Genomic DNA, 20206 nt, shown 5'->3' on the forward strand with positions numbered 1-20206 from the left:
GATCATCAATGAGTGCTTATACAAATGGTTTAGCGTTATGGAAGCATTTTGAAGAAAAACAGGGTGCAATTATTAATTGTTTAAAGGCCGAACAATATGAGGAATTAAACGAATTGATTCAAGAATTGGATGAAGAGGTAATGGAAATTAGTGGTGCCCATTTCTTTGTCGAAAGCTTTTATGATTCTTTTGAGATGACCTTTGACACAGGTCCAAATAAGACAACGCAATATTTGTGTCAGATGCTTTGTGACATTGCACCTAAGAGTGTGAAACAAAAGTGGATCATGAATGCGACTTTACCGCCTATGTCGCAAAAGGCGATTCAGGCCATGGTTCAAATCAAAAATGAGGAATATACTTTAGCAGATTTTCATGTATTCTATCAAATTGAAAATGATATGTTGGATTGTAAAGTATATTGTCCTGGATTTAATTTGATTGGTAATCCGGAAAATAAAAAAGAAATGAGTATGTATCTTATGGAGCTTGCGATTGGCCAGCTTGCGTATGAGGCATATATTTGTCGTGTTGATTTTATCGATACGCCAGACTCAGATATGAAGTTCTGTCAAATGATTGATTTTTATGAAGTGATTATGGCTCTTGTTGAGAAGAATCATTGGAAAGTATATGATAAACCAATTGATATTTATTCGGTATATCAGCCAATTCAGGATTTTGCGCACGATGCCTTAAGAAAAGATATGAAGCTTATTTTTACTACGCATCCTTTATTGGTGGAACAAACGATTGAGGAAAAGGAAGAAGTGCTTGCAGATCTATCGAGTAAAGATGGTGAGTTTGGCTATGTGTATTATTCGAATCCTTTCCATAATAAAGAAGATGCTTTGTATCGTCAGAAATTATCGAAACAATTGGATGAAACTATTTCTAAGGTGCATGCAGGTAAAGTGGTTGGGGGAGCTATTGGTAAGAGCTTTTCCTATATTGACTGGATTGTGTATGATAAAGACGTATTTATGAAGGTGTTTAACCAATTAAAAAAACAGCTCGATGCGAGTGTCGAACTGTATTATCAAAAATTTTAATGACTTTGAATGTCAGCGCAAGCGTTAAGCAGGCGCTGTCTTTTCATTCCTGTGATTTCTTTTTCGGGATTTTCTAAGAAACGAGCTAATACGTCAGCGTCTTTTAAGGCTTCACAAAGTGGTGAGTCAAAAGATTCTTTTTTGGAATGTTGACGAATCGCATAAGTAATATCATCTATTTCTGTAGTTTTAAATAAGCCACTTTCTTTTAAGTACTTATAGGCGTGAAGACTTGATAATTTAGCATGTTGAGAATGTGGGCAGTTATCAATAAATTGAGCGTAGTCATGAAATAGAGCAGCTACTTTAGCTCGTTCTAGATTTGTGCCTCTTGCCATGGCAATAAATGTAATGGAAAGGTCCACACTAGCTGTATGGGTAAGGGCGGATACTTTTAAATCTTCATTATAAATTTTGGCATATTGAGAATATACATATTCTTTTACTTTTTCATATCGCTCTAACATAAAATCCCTCTCTTTCATGAAAAAAGCGCACATTGTGCGCTTGATTCGAACAAATTTCTACGCAGCTGTATCTACAACTGTGACATTGTTAGCCTGTTGTCCACGATTGCTTTCAACAACGTCATAAGTAACAGTTTGTCCTTCTTCTAAAGTTTTAAATCCTTCAGAATTAATTGATGAGTAGTGTACGAATACATCTTTTCCATCTTCACTGGTAATGAATCCATAACCCTTTTCAGCGTTAAACCATTTTACTTTACCTGTGCTCATGCCTATACCTCCTGGACTAAGCCAATATCCTTTGACCGTTAAAATAGAAAGTATTTGCATACAATAGCATTTATCACAATCAGAATACGAGTCTAATCCTTAACTGCTTTCATTTTAGCATTTTCTAACAACATTGTCATTAAAAAAACTATTTTTATATAGTTATTATGTTATATTTTGATTATAATGAATATATAAAGGAGGGCATTTGTTTTATGCTTATTCAAGATGATGCGTTACGTAGTGTAATTGCGCGTACTTTGCGTGTTAAAGAAGAAGAACTAAACGAAAATTTGATGAAGGAATTGATCCATTTAGAAGTACACCCGTCTTTAGAGGTTTGCACCATGAATGTTTAGAGGCTATTCTGAGAAAAAGTTGAGATTCTCCAGTATTTATCGTTGTTTTTTGTGCTTTAAATTTATTTTATTTTTTTTATTTATTTGGTATAATTATGGTGTAAATGTGTAATGTTTGGAGGACACTTTCTATGGCCTATTTTCTTAAAAAAACAAAACGAAATAACAGACTTTATCTTTCCATCTATGAGAGTTTTTATTCTCCAGAAACCAAGAACACTCGACATAAAAGTTTTCGTAAAATCGGGTTCGTTGATGCTCTTATCGAACAGGGTATAGATGATCCAATCTCTCATTTTCAGAAAGAAGTCAATGAACTGAATTCTAAACGGGAGACAGAAAAATGTCGCATCAACTTTCAACAGATTTCTGACGTTTCACCAGAACTATGTCTGGGTTATGTGCCAATTGCGAAAATCTTGAACATACTGGATGTAAAAGAACATTTTGGGTATTTAAGTTCTTCAAGGAAGTTCGAGTTCGATGTATATGATGTCTTTTCCGCTCTTGTATATGCTCGTGTTGTTGCGCCTTTATCTAAACATCAGACTTTTCATGATATTCTTCCAAAGCTATATGTTCAAAAAAACTTCAGTTATGATCAACTCCTAGAGGGCTTGGAATTTATGGGCGAAGAATATGAGAAACTGGTTGAAATACTAACCGTTGCGACTGATGACAATTTTATTCTGGATTCCAGCCGTTCTTATTTTGATTGTACAAACTATTACTTTGAAATCGATAAGGAATCTACTCTTCAAAAAAGAGGGCCTTCCAAAGAAAATCGAAAGGACCCTATTGTGGGAATGGGCCTTCTTTTAGACGCACAGATGTTACCAGTCGGCATGAAGATATTCCCAGGCAATGAATCTGAAAAGCCGGTCATGCGTGATCTAATCCACGATTTGAAATCAAGAAACAATATCAAGGGCCGTACCATCCAAATAGCTGATAAAGGCCTTAACTGTGCTAAAAATATTATTGAAGCTATTGATCATGGAGATGGCTATCTGTTTTCGAAATCTGTAAAAACCCTTCCTGAAAGAGAAAGGCAATGGGTTCTTCTTGATGACGGATTCGAAACAGTGTTTGATCAGAACGGAGAACCTGTTTATAAAATCAAGGAATGCATCGATACGTTTACCTATTCATACAAGGATGATTACGGAAATGTCATAACTCGTAATATAAAAGAAAAAAGAACAGTTACCTATAACTTCAGTCTCGCGAAGAAGAAACTGATGGAAATCAATAGAATGATTGAAAAAGCCAAGGCACACCGTGCATGCCAGGCCAAAAAAGAAGAATATGGTGAATCATCAAAATATATGCAGTTTCTAGATGATCAGGGAAAAAGTATAAAACCCCAGCTAAATCAAAAAGCTATAGACAAAGACAAAGAACTAGCCGGATATAATATGCTCGTAACATCTGAAATCAATATGTCATCAAAAGACATATACAATGCTTATCATCAGCTTTGGCAAATTGAAGAATCCTTCCGCATCATGAAGTCCGAACTTGATACACGTCCAGTCTATCTACAAAAAGAAAATCGAATCAAAGGGCATTTCTTCATCTGTTACACAGCCGTGTTATTATCACGAATCCTTCAATTCAAGATTCTGGAAAATAAATACTCAGCAAGTACAATATACGATTTCATGAGAAAATTCCGAGTTGTAAGAATCAACTCAACCAGATTCATAAATCTATTAACCAGCAAAGAATTCGTAACAGATCTATCCAAAAAATTAAATCAACCAATAACAAATTATTATCTAACAGATAAACAAATAAAAATGATGCATACTCGATAATCAAATATCGAGTGTTGCACCATTTTTTACTATTCAACCTCTAAAGTCAGGTAGCATTTTCTAACAACATTGTCATTAAAAAAACTATTTTTATATAGTTATTATGTTATATTTTGATTATAATGAATATATAAAGGAGGGCATTTGTTTTATGCTTATTCAAGATGATGCGTTACGTAGTGTAATTGCGCGTACTTTGCGTGTTAAAGAAGAAGAACTAAACGAAAATTTGATGAAGGAATTGATCCATTTAGAAGTACAAGATCATGAAATAGAGAATCTAGAAGGTTTGCAGTATGCGGAAAATCTAGAAACTTTAAATGCGAGCAATAATAAGTTGCAGACATTGGATCCAATCAAAGATTTACATAATTTAGTTTGTTTAAATGTTTCTCGAAACCAATTAAGAGATTTGCAGGCTTTACATGGTTTTAGACAACTAAAAAAATTAAATATCTCAAGAAACAATTTATATACAATGGATATTTCAAGTATTGCTGCTATGATTGATTTGGAAGTATTGAATCTTTCCAAGGCGAAAGTTGATAGTTTGATTTATTTAGAGCACTGTAAGAAGTTAGAAGAGGTTCATATCAATACTGAAAATGGTCCTTTTAGTTATGCCATCTTAGGTGTGCTTAAAAAATTAAAGAAATTGGATATGGGTGGTATGCGTTTATTCAATATTGAAGATTTAACATATCTTTCTAATGTTGAAGAATTGGATTTAAACACAAACTTAATGTCGGATCTAAGTCCATTGTTGTCAATGAAAAATTTAAAGAAATTGAATGTATCTAACTGTCCATATTTAAAGGATTATTCTATGCTCAAGGAATTTTCAAATCTTAAATCTTTGAATATTTCTTATAATGAACCAGAACACTTTACATTCTTGAAGGAATTAAATCATTTAGAATCTTTGTCTATGGAGCAGACTGGATTTAAGGACATGTCTTTATTGAATAACTTGGGTGATTTAAAAGAATTGAATGTTTCAAAAAACCGCTTGAAGAGTTTAGAAAAATTCGCAAATGTTGAGCATTTGGAAAGTGTAGATGCGAAGTTCTGTCAATTAACAGAGATCAATTTTTTAAAGAATGCGAATCAATTGAAGCATTTAAATTTATTCACAAACCGCATCAAGGATATACGTATTTTAAAGGATGCCAAAGACATGGTGTATTTGAATGTGGGTCGTAATAATATTAAGGATATTACTTGTTTAAAGGATATGAAACAATTGGAAATCATTTCTTTGGAAAACAATAATGTTAAAGATTTGACACCATTAAAAGAATTAACAAACCTTTGCGATGTGGATCTATACAACAATGTCATTGAGGATTTAACACCATTAGAACATTTAGAGTTTATTTCTTATTTGCGTTTGGATCACAATGCGATTACAGATTTAACTCCATTATCTAAACTTAAATATTTACGTTCACTAACTTTGAAGGCAAACTACATTACAGATGTAACTCCATTAAAAGATCTAGAATTATTAGAAGCTTTACGTTTGGATGATAATCCAATCCAGGATACAAGCGTACTTGAGAGTATGGAGTTCTACGAAAAATTTACGAACTAACATAAAGCCCCTTGTTTAAAGGGGCTTTTACTAAATATATAGCACAGTACTTGACAATCTAAGGTAGTGTGCATATCATAATAGTGAATGAGGTGATATTATGAAGCCTAGAGCGGTCATTTATTGTTCTAAGCATGGCTCGACAAAAGAATATGTGCAGTGTTTAGGTAAAAAAAAGAATCTTCCTGTGATTACGATTGACCATATTTCGGGATACTCTTTCCAAAATATTCCAGTGTATTTTTGTGGTTGGATTCGTAATGGAAAAATCATGGGGTTGAATAAAGCTTCGAAATTATTTATGTGTGTTCAAGTAATTGGTGTGGGTGCCATTGAATATAATGAGGCGTATGAATTGAAGTTAAAATACAAGAATGGGATTGTGAATCCAAATTTTAAGTATGTACAGTCGATTCGTAATCTTTCATTGACAACTTTGGAAAAGATGTATGTAGATGTGTTTCAGCCATCATTAATGGGAAAGAACAGGGGTGAAACGCATGAATACTCAATTTAAAAAAGGTGTTTTAGAGTTGATTGTATTAAAGGCTATTGTATCGGATGATCTATATGGGTATCAGCTTGTGTCTCGTATCAACGAGGTGATTCAAGTAAATGAAGGTACGATTTATCCTTTGTTGAAGCGATTGTCGAACGATCGTTTGTTGGAGTCTTATTTAAAAGAATCTACAGAGGGTCCTCCAAGAAAGTATTATCATATCACAAATTTAGGACTTGAAAGATATGATGCATTATTATCGGAGTGGACGGATTTTTCAGATAATGTAAATGCATATTTGAAAGGAGTGGAGTAGAGTGTTAAAAAAGGAATTTTTGGATGTTTTAAATCAAAAGTTATCGTTGATTAGCGATAAAGAAAGAGAAGACATCCTATTAGAATATGGAACATACATTGATGACAAAATTGCCAGTGGTGTTGCTGAAGAAGAGGCGGTTGCTGGTTTTGGCGATGTGGATGAGTTGGTAAAAGAAATTTTAGATGCTTATAAGATCAATACGGATTCGATGGATCCATTTTCAAATCGTGCAGATAAAACGATTGATAAGGTGTATGTGAAGGTAGAGGAATTATTTTCTAAGTTAGGTAATTTTTCGATGAATGAAATTTTTCACATTTTATTTGATGCGATTGTTTTAGTGTTGATTATGTTGATTGGAAAAGTCATTGTGGTTGATATATTATGCCAATTCTTATTGTCGATGATTTTTTCGTTCTTTGTCGGATTCTATATGATCACAGATTTTATGCTGAGTCTATGTCGCATCCTATATTTATGTTTAGCCATTTATTTCTTTGTGAAAGTTATGGCTAAAAGAGTGGAACGTTATCGTTTGCATGCGCATAATGTCGGTGTGATGGATGATATCAAAGATACTTGGAATGATAATATTAAATCGAGTGATTTGCCTCCAACGCCTGAACGTCCTTTGTATCACGAAAGAAAGCCAAGACATCTTGAATCCGATGTCTTAAAGGTGATCTTAGTCTTGGCTATGATACCTGTAGCTTGTGTTTTGATTGGCAGTGGTATTGGTTTAGTGGTGTTAATTTATGTCAGTGCTATGTATGCCACAACAAGCGCTGGGTTATATTGTATGGATATTGCCTTTGTGTTAGGAAGTTTGGCAATACTATTGATGTTAGTTCGTGCTTGGCCTAAGAGGGTGGATACAAATGCGTAAGTTAGGTTTATTACTTGTTGTTTCAATCTTATTATTTGTGTTTGGTTGTGGAACTTTTGTATATGAATTGAGTCAAATTAGTCCAAATCAAATTGATTTGTCAAAAGAAACGCAGACTATGACAACGACAATGCCAGATAGCTGTCACTTATATACAAAGACGTATTTAAGTTCGGTTGGCGATGTACGTGTAGTTGTGGATGAAATGGTGGAAGATGATCAATTGCCAGATAATTCATTGGTGATCACATATCCTAAAATGCTTCATGTTGTGCAGGATGAGGATAAATTAGATTTGCAGATGGATGATTATGAGATGTCAAAGAATCTTCAAACCATATTTAATACGTTTAAATCAAAGCGTTATGATGAGTATTGTGCAAAGAATGGTGAAATTCATGTGAGTATTCGTTATGGCAAGAGTTTAAAGGATAAAATCACATTCGTCGATGACTACTATTAAGGAACAGTTTATACTGTTTCTTTTTGATTTTTAACAAGTGTGTTAAAATACTGTTATGGTGAAAAATAATAGAGACTGGAGTCATTTGTTGAGAATGATTCTGGTGGGTGATAAAAAGAAGTCAAATTCGCTAAGGAATTTAAAAAGGGGTAAAGTGACAAATACGCCTTTACGTAGAAAGCAGGATGTGAAACGATGAGTGATACGAATACGATGTCAACGAGTGCAAGGTTTGCGCAGATTGTATCTATATTAAGAAAGCATCATATCCAAAAGGGAATGGATCCCGTTAAGTTACGTATGATACTTGAAGACTTGGGTCCTACTTTCGTTAAGATTGGACAAATTATGTCGACAAGACAGGATCTATTTTCTGAGCGTTATTGTAAAGAGTTGATGAAGCTTCGCTCGCAGGCAAGTCACATGCCTTTTTCTATGGTTGAACAAATCATTCAAGAGACGTATGGCGATTTATTTCAAGAAGAGTTTGAAAGTATTGATGAGGTTTGTCTAGGTTCAGCATCTATTGCGCAGGTGCATGCAGCTACTTTGAAGTGTAAAAAACGAGTTGTACTTAAGATTCAGCGCCCTAAGATCTATGAGTGGATGGAACGTGACGTGGCCTTGTTAAGGAAGGCTGTTAAGATATTGAATCTTTCAGATATTGTATCAAGCGTAGTGGATCTAGATATGGTCATCGATGAATTTTGGACAACCGCAAAACAGGAGATGGATTTTACGATTGAAGCGCAATTTGCGAAACGCTTTAAGAATGATTATAAGGATTGTAAGTTTATTGATGCGCCAAAGATTTATGATGAATATACAAGAAAGAATATTCTTGTGATGGAATATGTAGATGGCATTGAGATTAGTGATTCAAAAAAATTAGATGAACTGGGCTATGATCGTAGTGAGATAGCGGATAAATTGGCATTTAATTATATTTCACAGATTATTGAGAATGGTTTCTTTCATGCGGATCCGCATTCGGGAAATCTAAGAATTCGTGATAATCAAATCGTATGGATCGATTTTGGTATGATGGGCACTTTAGATGCGAATGAACGTGAAACGATGAAGGAGGCTGTTCGTGCAATTGCCTTGAGGGATACACAAAAATTAGTGGATTGTATCTTGATGATAGGGGATTGTAAAAAGGAGATTGATTATACGGCTTTTTGTGCGGACATGGATCGTTTTGTGAATCAATATTTGAGTGTTCCATATTCAGAGATCGATGTCGCCAAACTGATTCAGGATATGTTTTCGATTTGTCATGTATATTCGATTTCTTTGCCTAAAGGCATTAGTATGTTAGCTCGTTCTATGATGACGATTGAAGGAACGTTAACTGCTTTAGATTCGAATATGAATACGATGAAGATTGCGATGAGTCATAAGACAAGTTTGACAAAAATTGATTGGGAGAAAGAAATAAAGTCGGGATTTAAGCGTGGTATTGATGCGCTTTCTCGTTCGGTTGATATTCCTGTGCAGGCAAGCGATGTGTTGAAGATGGTTCAAAGAGGACAGATCAAGGTCAATTTGAATCTAATGGGTTCTCAAGCTCCACTTGCGAAGATTGATCAGATGGTGAATCGTTTGATTGTATGTGTGTTGATTGCCGCTTTGGTTATGGGTTCAAGCTTGATTTGTACGACAAAGATGAAGCCGATGATTATGGGAATACCAGCACTTGGATTTTTTGGATACATCATTGCGATTGGGATGAGTGTATGGTTGTTTTTTAAGATGTTATTTTTGCATCGAAAAAACAAGTCATTTTAAAGGGGAAGTATATGAAAAAAGGTAAAACTACAGTGGCTTCACTATTGATTGTGTTGGTCACTTTGGGATTGGATCAATGGACAAAGTGGGCTATTGAGAAGTCTATCGCATTAAATGATTCGGTTGAAATGATCAATCATTTCTTTTATTTGACATATGTTCGAAATACAGGGGCAGGTTTTAGTATGTTTGCGGGAGCTGGAATGGGTTTCTTTGCCACACTTACCATTATTGCCTTAGTAGGTATGGTATATATGTTTTTTAAAACGAATGATTCGCGTTATCAGATTTGTTTATCTTTAGTTTTTTCGGGAGCTATTGGAAACTTTATCGATCGTATGACGCTAGGTTTTGTAAGAGACTTTTTTAGTTTCTATATTTTTGGCTATCCATTTCCCGTATTTAATGTAGCGGATATCTGTATAACAGTGGGTATCGCATTAATATTAGTAAGTATGTTTATAGATGATAAGAAGGAGCAAGAGAGATGGAAACAAGAATCTTAAAGATAGATGGAGATACTAAATTGGATCGTTTGGATAAGGTTCTTGCGGAAAAATTGGATTTTTCACGTAAGAGAATTAAGGATTTATTGGACGAAGGAAATGTCTTGGTCAATCAAAAGGTGATGAAGGCAAGTTATAAAGTTAGCGTAGGAGATGAAATCGCGGTTTCTATTCCTGAACTAGATTCCACGGAAGTTCTTCCTGAACCAATTGATTTGAATATTGTATATGAGGATCATGATATTATTGTGATCAATAAGTCAAAGGGCATGGTTGTGCATCCAGCTCCTGGTCATTATTCTGGGACTTTAGTGAATGCGTTGTTGTATCATTGTAAAGATTTGAGTGGTATTAATGGGGTGATGCGTCCAGGTATCGTACATCGTATTGATAAGGATACGTCAGGATTATTGGTTGTTGCCAAGAATGATGTGGCCCATGAATCTTTAAGTCAGCAATTACAGGATAAAACGTGTCATCGTGAATATGTAGCTATTGTACATAATCCTTTTACGCACGAGCATGGTACGATTCATGCACCAATTGGTCGTGATGAAAAGGATCGTCAGAAAATGGCGGTTACCGCAAATAATTCGAAGGATGCGATTACACATTTTACAGTATTAGAAAACTTCAAGAAATTTGCGTATATCAAGTGTCAGTTAGAGACAGGTAGAACACATCAGATTCGTGTTCATATGCAGTATATTGAACATCCAATCGCAGGAGATCCCAAGTATGGTCCTAGAAAAACAATTCAGGCCAATGGTCAGTTGTTGCATGCATGTGCGTTGGAATTTGTGCATCCTACGACAAAGGAAAAGATGCGTTTTGAGATTGGTTTAGAACCTACTTTTGAAAGAGTTTTAAATGAACTTAGAAAAGGGGAAGAATAATGCGTGATGATGTATTAAGTTGGAATCAATATTTTATGGGCATGGCTCATTTGAGTGCAAAGCGTTCAAAGGATCCAAATACGCGTGTAGGAGCTTGTATAGTCAATCCTCAAAAAAGAGTGGTTGGACTTGGATACAATGGTTTTCCTTATGGTTGCGAAGATGAGGAGTTTCCTTGGGATCGAGATGGTGAATTTCTCGAGACTAAGTATCCCTATGTTGTGCATGCTGAATTGAATGCAATCTTAAATAGCATTCAAGACCTTCATGGTTGTACTTTATATGTATCGTTATTTCCTTGTAATGAATGTGCAAAGGCCATTATTCAGGCTGGTATTTCTTGCGTAGTATATGAAAGTGATAAGTATGATGGAACTGAAGGTAATATTGCGAGTAAGCGAATGTTTCATGAGGCGGGAGTAAAGCTTGTACAGCTTCCTTATGAGATTGATGTAGAAACAAAAATCAGTGAGCGTTAAGTCATCCAATTAGATGACTTTTTATTTTAGTTATGGTAAATGAAGAGGATGCTTTTGCGAGTGTTTTGACACTGAAAAAGAATTATATGGTCATGGTCATCTGTGAAATATTGATTCTCTTATTGTATTGTGGATTCTATATCACAATAGTTCGTAGAATTTCTAAAAAATCTGATGAACTTAATGAAGATTTAAATGGACTTAAAGAAATTAATGATAAAATAGGACATATCGCAGGTGATACACTCATTATTACTGCATCATATGCTCTACAAGAAATCTTCTTAGATAATTCCTATCGTGTAGGTGGAGATGAGTTTGTGGTCATTGGACAAGATGTATCCGAACTCTTATTCTTTGATCAATATGCAAAATTACTTAAACGAATGAAAGAATTAGAAATCAGTGTTGCGACAGGTTGTGTGTGGAAAGAAACTTGTTCAAATCTATCTGAAACTTTACAAGAAGCGATCAAAAGATGTATGAAGATAAAGAGTGATATTATTCTTTAGTTGAAAATGATCGAAGAAGACAAAAAAGATTGGAAATTAAACTCCAATCTTCTGTGTGTTTTTGAAATGAAGCTTTGCCACTTGGTAAAGCTTTTCTTTTCCAAATTTTTGTACGAATTTCTTGCCGCACACATCCACCTTGCTTCCGGCACCTTTCTCAAATTTAAAATCATATTTTTCTTCCATAAGATCCCACGTTTCTAGAAAGGCATTTCTTGCCAGGATACTCGCACAAGCTACTGCTAGGTATTTGTTTTCGGCCTTGGTCTCAAAAGTGATACCTCTAATGACTTCAGGAAAGCCTTGTAAGTAGCGATAGTAACTTTTTTCTTGCACAAACTGATCAATAACAATCTGCTTAGGAAGCGTATATCCTTTATGCACCAAATTTACATAAGCCTGGTTATGCAGGCGACACTTCATATCCACCATATTACAAGTATCATGCATGTCATTATATTTTGTATTGGGAACAATCAAAATACTATGTGGACACACTTCCTTGATGATAGGTGCAAGCTTACGAATCTTAACATCATCCACCTGCTTTGAATCTTGAATGCCAAGATGTGCAAGTTTTTTTCGAGCCTCTTTTGTGACAATACAGCTAGCCACTACAACTGGACCAAAATAATCACCAGTACCCACTTCATCGCTGCCCGCTTGATCTTGTGCTTCACTATTTGTTTGTTTTGGTTCTAACCAAGAAAGATCGGCTCCCTGAAATACAACTTTACCACTTGTATATGCCGTAATCGAACATTCTTTCGTCTTGATTTGATAGTACGTATACTGTGGTGTACTTTCTTTTAATATAAAAGGAGATAATCTATTTTTTAATTGAAAGATCTCTTCTTTTGTCATATTCTTTGTCAATGTTGCCATTTTAATCACCTTATTTAGTTTACCATAAATTTTGTGTTAAAATAGGTGAGAACGGAGTATTTTATGGAACAAAATTTTAGAAACGAATTAAACCAGGCTATTGATTTTTCAAGTGTATTAACACAGGTTTCTGCATTTTCTAGCTTTTCTTGCGCCAAAGAAAAAATTTTAAATGCGTTACCTGTATTTGATAAATTAGAAATACAAGAACAATTAAACTATGCCAAAGAAGCCATTCAGTTTGAACAAGCCGGAGGCTTACTTTCTTTATCAGGAGCGAATGATATTTCTTTACCAGTCTCAAAAGCTTCGAAACAGATGACACTAACAAGTAAAGAATTGATTTCCATCTACCATTTTTTAACGGCTGTTAAACAAGCCAAACAAAGCCTGGATGAATCTGACTATCCAAAACTGACAAATTTAGCTCAATCTATGGATGGATGTACACGTTTGATGGATTCTATCATTTCAAAGATTGATCTAACAGGATCAGTCAAAGAAGATGCGACACCCGCATTAAAAAGTATGCATAAGGCGTTGGTAGATACGCGCTTAGCATTACAATCAAAATCAAGACAGTTTTTAAAGAAGAACAGTTTAAAACTTATGGAAAATATGACGACAACTGTATCTGGACGTGTTGTTGTCTTGGTTCGTGCCCAAGACAAGAATGCCTTTGGCGGTATGATTCATGGACAATCAAGTTCAGGACTCGCCTATTATGTTGAACCATCCAGCTTTGTAGCTGATAATAATGAGATTTCTTCTTTGATGATTCGAATTGAAGAAGAAAAGAAGCGAATCTGTAGGGAATTGTCGATGCAAGTTAAGAAAAATGCGTTGTCTTTAACTTCGGCATTAGAAACATTAACTGTAATTGATGTAGCTTTCACAAAGGCAAAATGGGCAGTGCGCTATGATGGATGCATTCCATCTTTACAATCAAGAGATCACTCTATGTATTTAGAACATGCCAAACATCCTTTGATTGATGAAAAGAAAGTGGTCTGTAACACATATGAATTAACGGATAAACAAGCTTGCCTTATGATTTCAGGACCAAACATGGGAGGTAAGACTGTCACATTAAAGACAATCGGACTCTTTGTAGCTTTGGCCCATGCAGCTTTTCCAGTATTATGTCATAAAGCCATTCTACCATTCTATCAATCGATGTATTTTGACATTGGAGATCATCAGTCCATTGAAAATAACTTATCGACTTTCTCAAGTCATATTTCTCGTCTTTCTCATATTTGTCAGAAGAGTGATGAAAATAGTTTTATCCTATTGGATGAAATTGGAAATGGTACCGATCCATTGGAAGGAGCCAGTCTTGCGGTTGCGATTTTGGAATATTTGATTTCAAAAAGAAGTACGATTATTACTTCAACTCACTATTCGCAAGTAAAAACATATGGAAAAGCGAATGATTCTGTATTAGTATCGAGTGTTGAGTTTAATCCAGAAACATTAAAGCCAACCTATAAATATATTCCTGGTGTATCTGGAGCAAGTTATGCCTTTCATATTGCCAGAGAATACAATTTAGAAGAGTCCATTTTAGAAAGAGCGGATTTTTTGAAGAATGAAAATGAAAAGCAGACAGAAAAAGAATTGGAGAAATTAGAAAAACTTCAAAATGATGTCTTGAAACAAAAGGAGCGTTTTAATCAATTGATTGAAGATGCGCACCGCGTTCAAAAGGAGGCTTACGAAAAAGAAAAAGAAATCGAAAAGCGTAAGGCCCAATTGGATACATCGTATCAGGAACAATTGAATGAGATGCTCGAAAAGAAAAAGGCAGAGGCCAAAGAAATCTTAACTGTGCTTCGTAAAGAAAAGACGGGTAAGCAGCATAAGCAGATTGAAAAGATGCATGAACTGGATCTTTTAAATGAGCATGTTGAAGAAATCGAAGACGATAAGAAAGAATTTAAGGTTGGTGATTATGTAAAAATCACAGGTTTAAATTCGCATGGTGAAATTGTGGATATTCGAAGAAATGAAGCTACCGTTTTAACGAATGGTATGAAGATGAAGGTGAAAATTTCGAAGTTGGAGCCTATGCATAAGCCACAAATCAAGAAAGCAACTTATAAAGCGCATGTAGAATCGGTATCCAGTCGTTTTCCTTTGGAGTTGAATCTAATTGGAATGCGTGTTGAAGAAGGCATTGCTGCTTTAGATAAATATTTAGATCAAGCTGTCGTTAAACACATTAAACAAGTGCGTATCATTCATGGTATGGGTACGGGTGCTTTGCGTACAGCCGTATGGAAGGATTTAAAGAAACAACCAAATGTTTCTAAGTTTAACAGTGCCGGTCCAAGTGAAGGTGGACTTGGTGCAACTATCGTTATATTAAAGTAGGGGATAAAATGAGTGTTTCTAAACATTTACAAGATAAATTAGCCTTACTTCCAGATTCTCCTGGTTGTTACATCATGAAAGATGAAAATCAGAATATATTGTATGTGGGAAAGGCCAAAGTATTAAAGAATCGTGTGCGTTCTTATTTTCATGGTACCCACAACAATAAGACGACGCGTTTAGTGTCGCACATTCGCGATTTTGAATTTATCGTGACAGGCAGTGAAAAAGAGGCTTTATTATTAGAAATCAATTTAATAAAAAAACATACGCCACCTTACAACATCATGTTTATGGATGATAAGACATATCCATATATTGAAATCACAAAAGAGAATAATTTTGTGGTGCGTACAACACGAAATATCAAAAATAAAAAGAGTGAATATTTTGGGCCGTATCCAAGTAGTCAATCGGCTTATGAAATCGTGAAATTAATCAATCAGATCTTTTGCGTACGTAAATGTCGTCATATTCCAGATTCTCCGTGTTTGTACTATCACATGCACCAATGTCTAGGACCTTGTATTCATGAGATTGATCCTAAGGAAAACGAAGTGACGCGTAAAAAAATTAAGAAGTTTTTGCAGGGAGACACCAAAGAGGTGATGTATTCTTTGCAGGCTAAAATGATGGAGGCCAGTGAAAACTTGCAGTTTGAAAAAGCACAGGAAATCTATAATACGATCCAAGCATTAGAGCATGTCATTGAAAAACAGACGATTGACTTTAAAGATCGTGCTAATCGTGATGTATTTGGATATTATGTGGATTCTGGATATATTTCTTTTCAAGGTTTCTTTATTCGTCAAGGAAAATTATTGGAGAGAAATATGTCAATTACACCGTTATATGAAGATGAGATGGATGCCTTTACTAGCTTTATCATGCAGTATTATGAAAAAAATGTGGTGCCAAAAGAAATTTTGGTGCCGTCCGGAACGCCTGTGGATGTTTTAAAGGAAGCTTTAAATACGAATGTGCATATTCCGGTTCGTGGTGAAAAAAAGAAACTGATAGATTTGGTTTATAAAAATGCCAAGGAAGCCCATGAACAGAAGTTTAAACTGGTATTTCGTAAGGATAATGAGTTGCGTCAGGCCAATGAAATGTTGTCAAAAATATTCAATGCGGATATTCATACGGTTGAAATGTTTGATAACTCCCACATCCAAGGTACGTTTAATGTGAGTGGTTTGGTTGTCTTTAAGGATGGCTTACCCGATAAGAATTCATATCGTCATTATAAATTAGATGGGTATCGCAGTGATGTGGACAGTATGAAAGAAGTCATTTATCGAAGATACTTTCGATTGTTGAAAGAACATTTGCCGATGCCAGATTTATTGTTGGTGGATGGTGGTGCTGCACAGATTGCTGCGGCCAAAGAAATTATAGATATGTTGCAGCTTGATTTAAGAGTGGCAGGACTTGTAAAGGATGATAAGCATGCGACAAGAGCGTTGATGGATGTGAATTTAAATGAAATTCAGATTGATTCCAAATCGAGCTTATTCTTCTTATTAACACGTATGCAGGATGAAGTGCATCGATTTGCGATTTCATATCATAGAAAACTTCGAAATCAGTCTATGACAAAATCTGTATTGGATACGGTGAGTGGTATTGGGCCGAAGCGTAAAAAGGAATTGTTGAAGCATTTTAAAAGCATGAAGCAGATGCGTCTTGCGAGTGTAGAACAATTGAGTGAAGTGATTCCAGAAGATGTGGCTAAGATTCTATATGCTCGTTTGCATGAGAAGTAATAGTCTAGTATAATGGGGTGCGTGAGGTACTTATTTTGATTAGTAAAAAAGAATTGCGAGCACGTATTTTATTGATTGTGGTTTGTCTAGCGGTTGGCTTATATTGTCTATATACTATGGATAAATCGTACGATCCTTTAGCTCGATATCCTTATACAACCGATGAAAATCGTGATGTTTTATTAAAATATCTAGATAGTGATGATATTGATTATTTGGTAAATCAACATATTACTCCGGATAAATTTATGGATTTTATAGAGTTGAAAGATTTCGATTTAAAAAATACGTTATATTATAAAGAAGCCAAGGAAACGCAGGATGCAGATAATGAATACATCGTCAATTTTGTGAATCGTTTTCGAAAGAATTTTTCGTATGATTCTTTAAAACAAATGTTGATGCACTATTCATATATTGATTTAACGACGTTCTATGAAAACGAAGCTGTATTATATTCAGATTTAAGATTGATTGCTGATCCAACCAATCCGTATGCTGTATTAAATCAGGAAAATACGGTATATAAGTATATACCAGAAAAGATTACGACATTTAATACTATCTTTGTTCAAATATGTATGGTCGAAGATCTAACGAATATGTTAGATTCGTATGCGTCTGTTATGGATGGTCAGGATCATTTGAATTTGGTCAGTGGTTATTTGAATTATGAACAAATTCTAGATCAATATGTCAATGCATCCAAAGAATATGAGGGTGTTGACCACTATATGTTTAGTGCCGGCAAAAATGAGCAGCAACTCGGGTATACGATTGTATTAGAGGGCCATGATGAATGGATCGATCTATGTAGGCAATATGTCGATGATGAATATGATTATTCAAAAGTCGAAGAAGAACTGTCTGAAGAAAGTAAAAAGCGTATGGAATGGATTGAAGAAAATGCGTATCGCTATGGTTTTGTAATTCGTTACCAACAGGAACAAGAAAAGAAGACGGGACATTGGTATCAGCCTTTTATGCTTCGTTATGTGGGTGTAAAAACCGCAAAATTAATGCATGATAGCGGCAAGGGTATGGAACAAATGTCATTTCCGGATGAATTGGAGTAAAAGACTTTATGAAAATAGTAGTTGTGAGTGATTCTCATGGAAGAAACGATATATTAAAAACAATCCAGGAAAAACATCCAAATGCGAAATTGTTTATTCATTGTGGTGATTTAGAGGATGATCCGATGAATTTTCCAGGCTATATCATTGTGCGTGGAAACAATGATTATTTTGGTCGTTTTGAAAATGAAAGAATCATACCGATTGGTAAACATCAAATTTATGTAACACATTCTCATCGGTTCTCTTATTTTTTAAGAAGTGAGCAACTGGTGAATCGTGCTAAAGAATTGAATTGTGACATTGTATGTTTTGGACATACACACGTATCCTTTTTAGATCGTTTCGATGGTGTTACATTAGTAAATCCAGGATCTTTATCGCATTCTAGAGATGGAAAGCCATGTAGCTATGCGATTTTAGATATAAATGAAGATGACGTTCAGGTTGAATTAAAATTTGAACCTGAGTGGTAAGAAAGAGGGAAGTTTTATGTACAAAATAAGCGAATTATATGATTTAGATCATACTTTGGCAAAAGAATATTTAGCAAAGTTTGAATATCCTTGGCAAGCTTTGTCGGGAATCAAAGACTTGATTTTAGAACTGGGTAAAAACTTAGGAGAAGATTATGTGGAAGTCAAAGAACATGTATGGGTACACAAGAGTGCCAATGTCTTTGAAAGTGCATATCTAGGAGCTCCATGCATCATTGGTCCTGAAACAGAGGTTCGTCATTGTGCTTTTGTGCGTGGAAGTGCTTTAGTGGGCGCAAACTGCGTAGTTGGTAATAGTGTGGAATTAAAGAACTGTATTTTATTTGACAATGTAGAAACACCTCACTACAACTATGTAGGAGATAGTATTCTTGGATATCATTCTCACTTGGGTGCTGGGGGTATCACAAGTAATTTAAAGAGTGCTCGTGACAATATCATCTTAAGAAGAAAAGATGAAAATTATAATGTGGTTGAAGAATTTGAAACAGGATTAAGAAAAATCGGTGCCTTTATGGGTGATTATGTAGAAGTTGGATGTAACTCTGTACTTTGTCCAGGAACGATTATTGGTCCACACACAAATGTATATCCACTATCTCGTGTGCGTGGTCAGATTGCGGCAAATTCAATCTTTAAAGATGATTCACACGTGACTTTAAAGGATTAATCTTACGAACTTGTAATTTTACAAGTTCTTTTTCTTATGTTAATGTTTAGGTATGAAAAAGTTTGTTAAGTTTATATTTAAATTATTATTAATCTTGATTATTGCCTTTGTAGGCATCTTTTTTGGCAAAGGATATTGGGGTTATTTAGAATTAACACAATCTCAATCTGTGGATGATGTGGTAAGTGAAGTCACATCTAGATCTACTTTTGTCGGATATGATGATTTATCACCTGAACTCGTACGGGCAACAGTGGCAATAGAAGATCGTCGTTTTTATGATCATAGAGGCGTTGATTATATTGGGCTTATGCGTGCACTTGTATCCCAATTTGATGATGATCTATTAAAGAGTGGTGGTTCTACGATTACGCAGCAATTGTCTAAAAATTTATATGGTATGTTTGATGGTACGTGGGATCGTAAAAGTACAGAATTATTTGTAGCGCGTTATTTGGAGAAGCATTATTCTAAAAATGAAATCATTGCCCTATATGTGAATGTGATCAATTATGGAAATAACTATACAGGTATCTATGAAGCAAGTTATGGATATTTTGATACAGATCCAGAAGATCTGACTATAGCGCAGGCTTCTTTACTTGCAGGGATTCCCCAATCGCCAAATAATTATGAATTAGTTTATCATTTTGCCCAAGCCAAACAAAAACAATATGCCGTATTAAAGGCGATGGCTGAGTGTGGCTATATTTCAGAGAGTGATATTGCGACATATTATAATGCATCTGTTTAAGGATGCATTTTTTTCATCTTTTCTAAAATAGTTTAATAAATTTCGTATATAAGTATGTAGAAAGTGCCTACTAGAAAAGAGATGCTCATGAGGAGTGCAAATTTATTAAATGATTTCGCCTTTAAATATGTCTTTGGCGAAGATTGTAAAGAGATAATATGAAGTGACCTCCTATTGTCAATACGTGGATTACGACTCATAATTGAATTGATTAAAAACACTTATGGTGTCGATGCCATAACACAATAGGAGGTCACTATGAAAAGTAT

22 protein-coding genes are annotated in these 20206 nt (G+C 34.9%); 19 read left to right on the top strand and 3 right to left on the bottom strand.

What is annotated here, in order from left to right; all coding sequences use genetic code 11:
* Positions 1 to 8 precede the first annotated feature (8 nt).
* Complete coding sequence (locus H8911_RS04215) at positions 9 to 1052, top strand: hypothetical protein (RefSeq protein ID WP_186998806.1); 1044 nt, start codon at positions 9 to 11, stop codon at positions 1050 to 1052.
* Here H8911_RS04215 and H8911_RS04220 read toward each other — a convergent pair.
* Together H8911_RS04220 and H8911_RS04225 are read right to left on the bottom strand one after the other, a co-directional pair.
* Positions 1049 to 1519 carry an HD domain-containing protein gene (locus H8911_RS04220; protein ID WP_117924775.1) on the bottom strand — a complete coding sequence of 157 codons (471 nt, stop codon included), beginning with the start codon at positions 1517 to 1519 and terminating at the stop codon, positions 1049 to 1051. The two genes, H8911_RS04215 and H8911_RS04220, sit on opposite strands and share 4 nt — an antisense overlap.
* Positions 1520 to 1576: 57 nt before the next feature.
* Positions 1577 to 1789 carry a cold-shock protein gene (locus tag H8911_RS04225; protein ID WP_117924773.1) on the bottom strand — a complete coding sequence of 71 codons (213 nt, stop codon included), beginning with the start codon at positions 1787 to 1789 and terminating at the stop codon, positions 1577 to 1579.
* A gap of 215 nt (positions 1790 to 2004) precedes the next feature.
* Between H8911_RS04225 and H8911_RS04230 the strand changes: the two genes are divergently transcribed.
* The 12 genes from H8911_RS04230 to H8911_RS04285 all read left to right on the top strand — a co-directional run bounded on the left by H8911_RS04230 (position 2005) and on the right by H8911_RS04285 (position 11913).
* Positions 2005 to 2148 carry a hypothetical protein gene (locus tag H8911_RS04230; RefSeq protein WP_186998807.1) on the top strand — a complete coding sequence of 48 codons (144 nt, stop codon included), beginning with the start codon at positions 2005 to 2007 and terminating at the stop codon, positions 2146 to 2148.
* A 131-nt stretch (positions 2149 to 2279) separates the two neighbouring features.
* Positions 2280 to 3968 carry an IS1634 family transposase gene (locus H8911_RS04235; protein ID WP_186998808.1) on the top strand — a complete coding sequence of 563 codons (1689 nt, stop codon included), beginning with the start codon at positions 2280 to 2282 and terminating at the stop codon, positions 3966 to 3968.
* A 151-nt stretch (positions 3969 to 4119) separates the two neighbouring features.
* Positions 4120 to 5562 carry a leucine-rich repeat domain-containing protein gene (locus H8911_RS04240; RefSeq protein WP_117924771.1) on the top strand — a complete coding sequence of 481 codons (1443 nt, stop codon included), beginning with the start codon at positions 4120 to 4122 and terminating at the stop codon, positions 5560 to 5562.
* Between the two features lie 100 nt (positions 5563 to 5662).
* Entirely contained in the window at positions 5663 to 6079 is a 417-nt protein-coding gene (locus H8911_RS04245) for a hypothetical protein (protein WP_186998809.1), read from the top strand.
* Positions 6063 to 6377 carry a PadR family transcriptional regulator gene (locus H8911_RS04250; RefSeq protein ID WP_186998810.1) on the top strand — a complete coding sequence of 105 codons (315 nt, stop codon included), beginning with the start codon at positions 6063 to 6065 and terminating at the stop codon, positions 6375 to 6377. The genes H8911_RS04245 and H8911_RS04250 overlap by 17 nt, the downstream gene beginning before the upstream one ends.
* Position 6378: 1 nt before the next feature.
* The gene (locus tag H8911_RS04255; RefSeq protein WP_186998811.1) at positions 6379 to 7266 is read left to right on the top strand and encodes a DUF1700 domain-containing protein; all 888 of its coding nucleotides are present in this window, start codon (positions 6379 to 6381) and stop codon (positions 7264 to 7266) included.
* Positions 7259 to 7729, top strand: coding sequence for a hypothetical protein (locus H8911_RS04260; RefSeq protein ID WP_186998812.1), 471 nt, complete (start codon positions 7259 to 7261; stop codon positions 7727 to 7729). Before H8911_RS04255 ends, H8911_RS04260 begins: the two co-directional genes overlap by 8 nt.
* 195 nt (positions 7730 to 7924) lie before the next feature.
* Complete coding sequence (locus H8911_RS04265) at positions 7925 to 9520, top strand: ABC1 kinase family protein (RefSeq protein ID WP_186998813.1); 1596 nt, start codon at positions 7925 to 7927, stop codon at positions 9518 to 9520.
* Positions 9521 to 9531: 11 nt separating this feature from the next.
* Complete coding sequence (lspA, locus tag H8911_RS04270; protein WP_117924757.1) at positions 9532 to 10026, top strand: signal peptidase II; 495 nt, start codon at positions 9532 to 9534, stop codon at positions 10024 to 10026.
* A complete protein-coding gene (locus tag H8911_RS04275) occupies positions 10008 to 10922 on the top strand; it encodes an RluA family pseudouridine synthase (protein ID WP_186998814.1) in 915 nt (304 codons plus the stop codon). The genes lspA and H8911_RS04275 overlap by 19 nt, the downstream gene beginning before the upstream one ends.
* The gene (locus H8911_RS04280) at positions 10922 to 11401 is read left to right on the top strand and encodes a deoxycytidylate deaminase (protein ID WP_222620944.1); all 480 of its coding nucleotides are present in this window, start codon (positions 10922 to 10924) and stop codon (positions 11399 to 11401) included. The genes H8911_RS04275 and H8911_RS04280 overlap by 1 nt, the downstream gene beginning before the upstream one ends.
* A gap of 32 nt (positions 11402 to 11433) precedes the next feature.
* The gene (locus tag H8911_RS04285; protein ID WP_186998815.1) at positions 11434 to 11913 is read left to right on the top strand and encodes a diguanylate cyclase; all 480 of its coding nucleotides are present in this window, start codon (positions 11434 to 11436) and stop codon (positions 11911 to 11913) included.
* 36 nt (positions 11914 to 11949) lie between these two features.
* On the opposite strand, the gene rnhC is transcribed toward H8911_RS04285, so the two are convergent.
* The gene (rnhC, locus tag H8911_RS04290; RefSeq protein ID WP_186998816.1) at positions 11950 to 12798 is read right to left on the bottom strand and encodes a ribonuclease HIII; all 849 of its coding nucleotides are present in this window, start codon (positions 12796 to 12798) and stop codon (positions 11950 to 11952) included.
* Positions 12799 to 12861: 63 nt separating this feature from the next.
* On the opposite strand from rnhC, the gene H8911_RS04295 reads away from it, so the two are divergent.
* From H8911_RS04295 to H8911_RS04320, 6 genes are read left to right on the top strand one after another with little or no spacing between them, the layout of a single operon-like run.
* Positions 12862 to 15174 (top strand): endonuclease MutS2, encoded by a 2313-nt coding sequence (locus H8911_RS04295; RefSeq protein WP_186998817.1) that lies wholly within the window; start codon positions 12862 to 12864, stop codon positions 15172 to 15174.
* Positions 15175 to 15182: 8 nt separating this feature from the next.
* The gene (gene uvrC / locus H8911_RS04300; RefSeq protein ID WP_186998818.1) at positions 15183 to 16940 is read left to right on the top strand and encodes an excinuclease ABC subunit UvrC; all 1758 of its coding nucleotides are present in this window, start codon (positions 15183 to 15185) and stop codon (positions 16938 to 16940) included.
* A gap of 35 nt (positions 16941 to 16975) precedes the next feature.
* The gene (locus tag H8911_RS04305; protein ID WP_227402459.1) at positions 16976 to 18016 is read left to right on the top strand and encodes a D-alanyl-D-alanine carboxypeptidase family protein; all 1041 of its coding nucleotides are present in this window, start codon (positions 16976 to 16978) and stop codon (positions 18014 to 18016) included.
* A gap of 8 nt (positions 18017 to 18024) precedes the next feature.
* On the top strand, positions 18025 to 18492 hold the full coding sequence (locus tag H8911_RS04310; protein ID WP_186998819.1) for a metallophosphoesterase family protein: 468 nt from the start codon (positions 18025 to 18027) through the stop codon (positions 18490 to 18492).
* 16 nt (positions 18493 to 18508) lie between these two features.
* Positions 18509 to 19183, top strand: coding sequence for an LbetaH domain-containing protein (locus tag H8911_RS04315; protein WP_186998820.1), 675 nt, complete (start codon positions 18509 to 18511; stop codon positions 19181 to 19183).
* A gap of 52 nt (positions 19184 to 19235) precedes the next feature.
* Positions 19236 to 19937, top strand: a complete 702-nt coding sequence (locus tag H8911_RS04320) for a biosynthetic peptidoglycan transglycosylase (RefSeq protein ID WP_186998821.1) — start codon at positions 19236 to 19238, stop codon at positions 19935 to 19937.
* Positions 19938 to 20206 lie beyond the last annotated feature (269 nt).

Source organism: Holdemanella hominis (assembly GCF_014306155.1).
GTDB classification, from domain to species: domain Bacteria; phylum Bacillota_I; class Bacilli_A; order Erysipelotrichales; family Erysipelotrichaceae; genus Holdemanella; species Holdemanella hominis.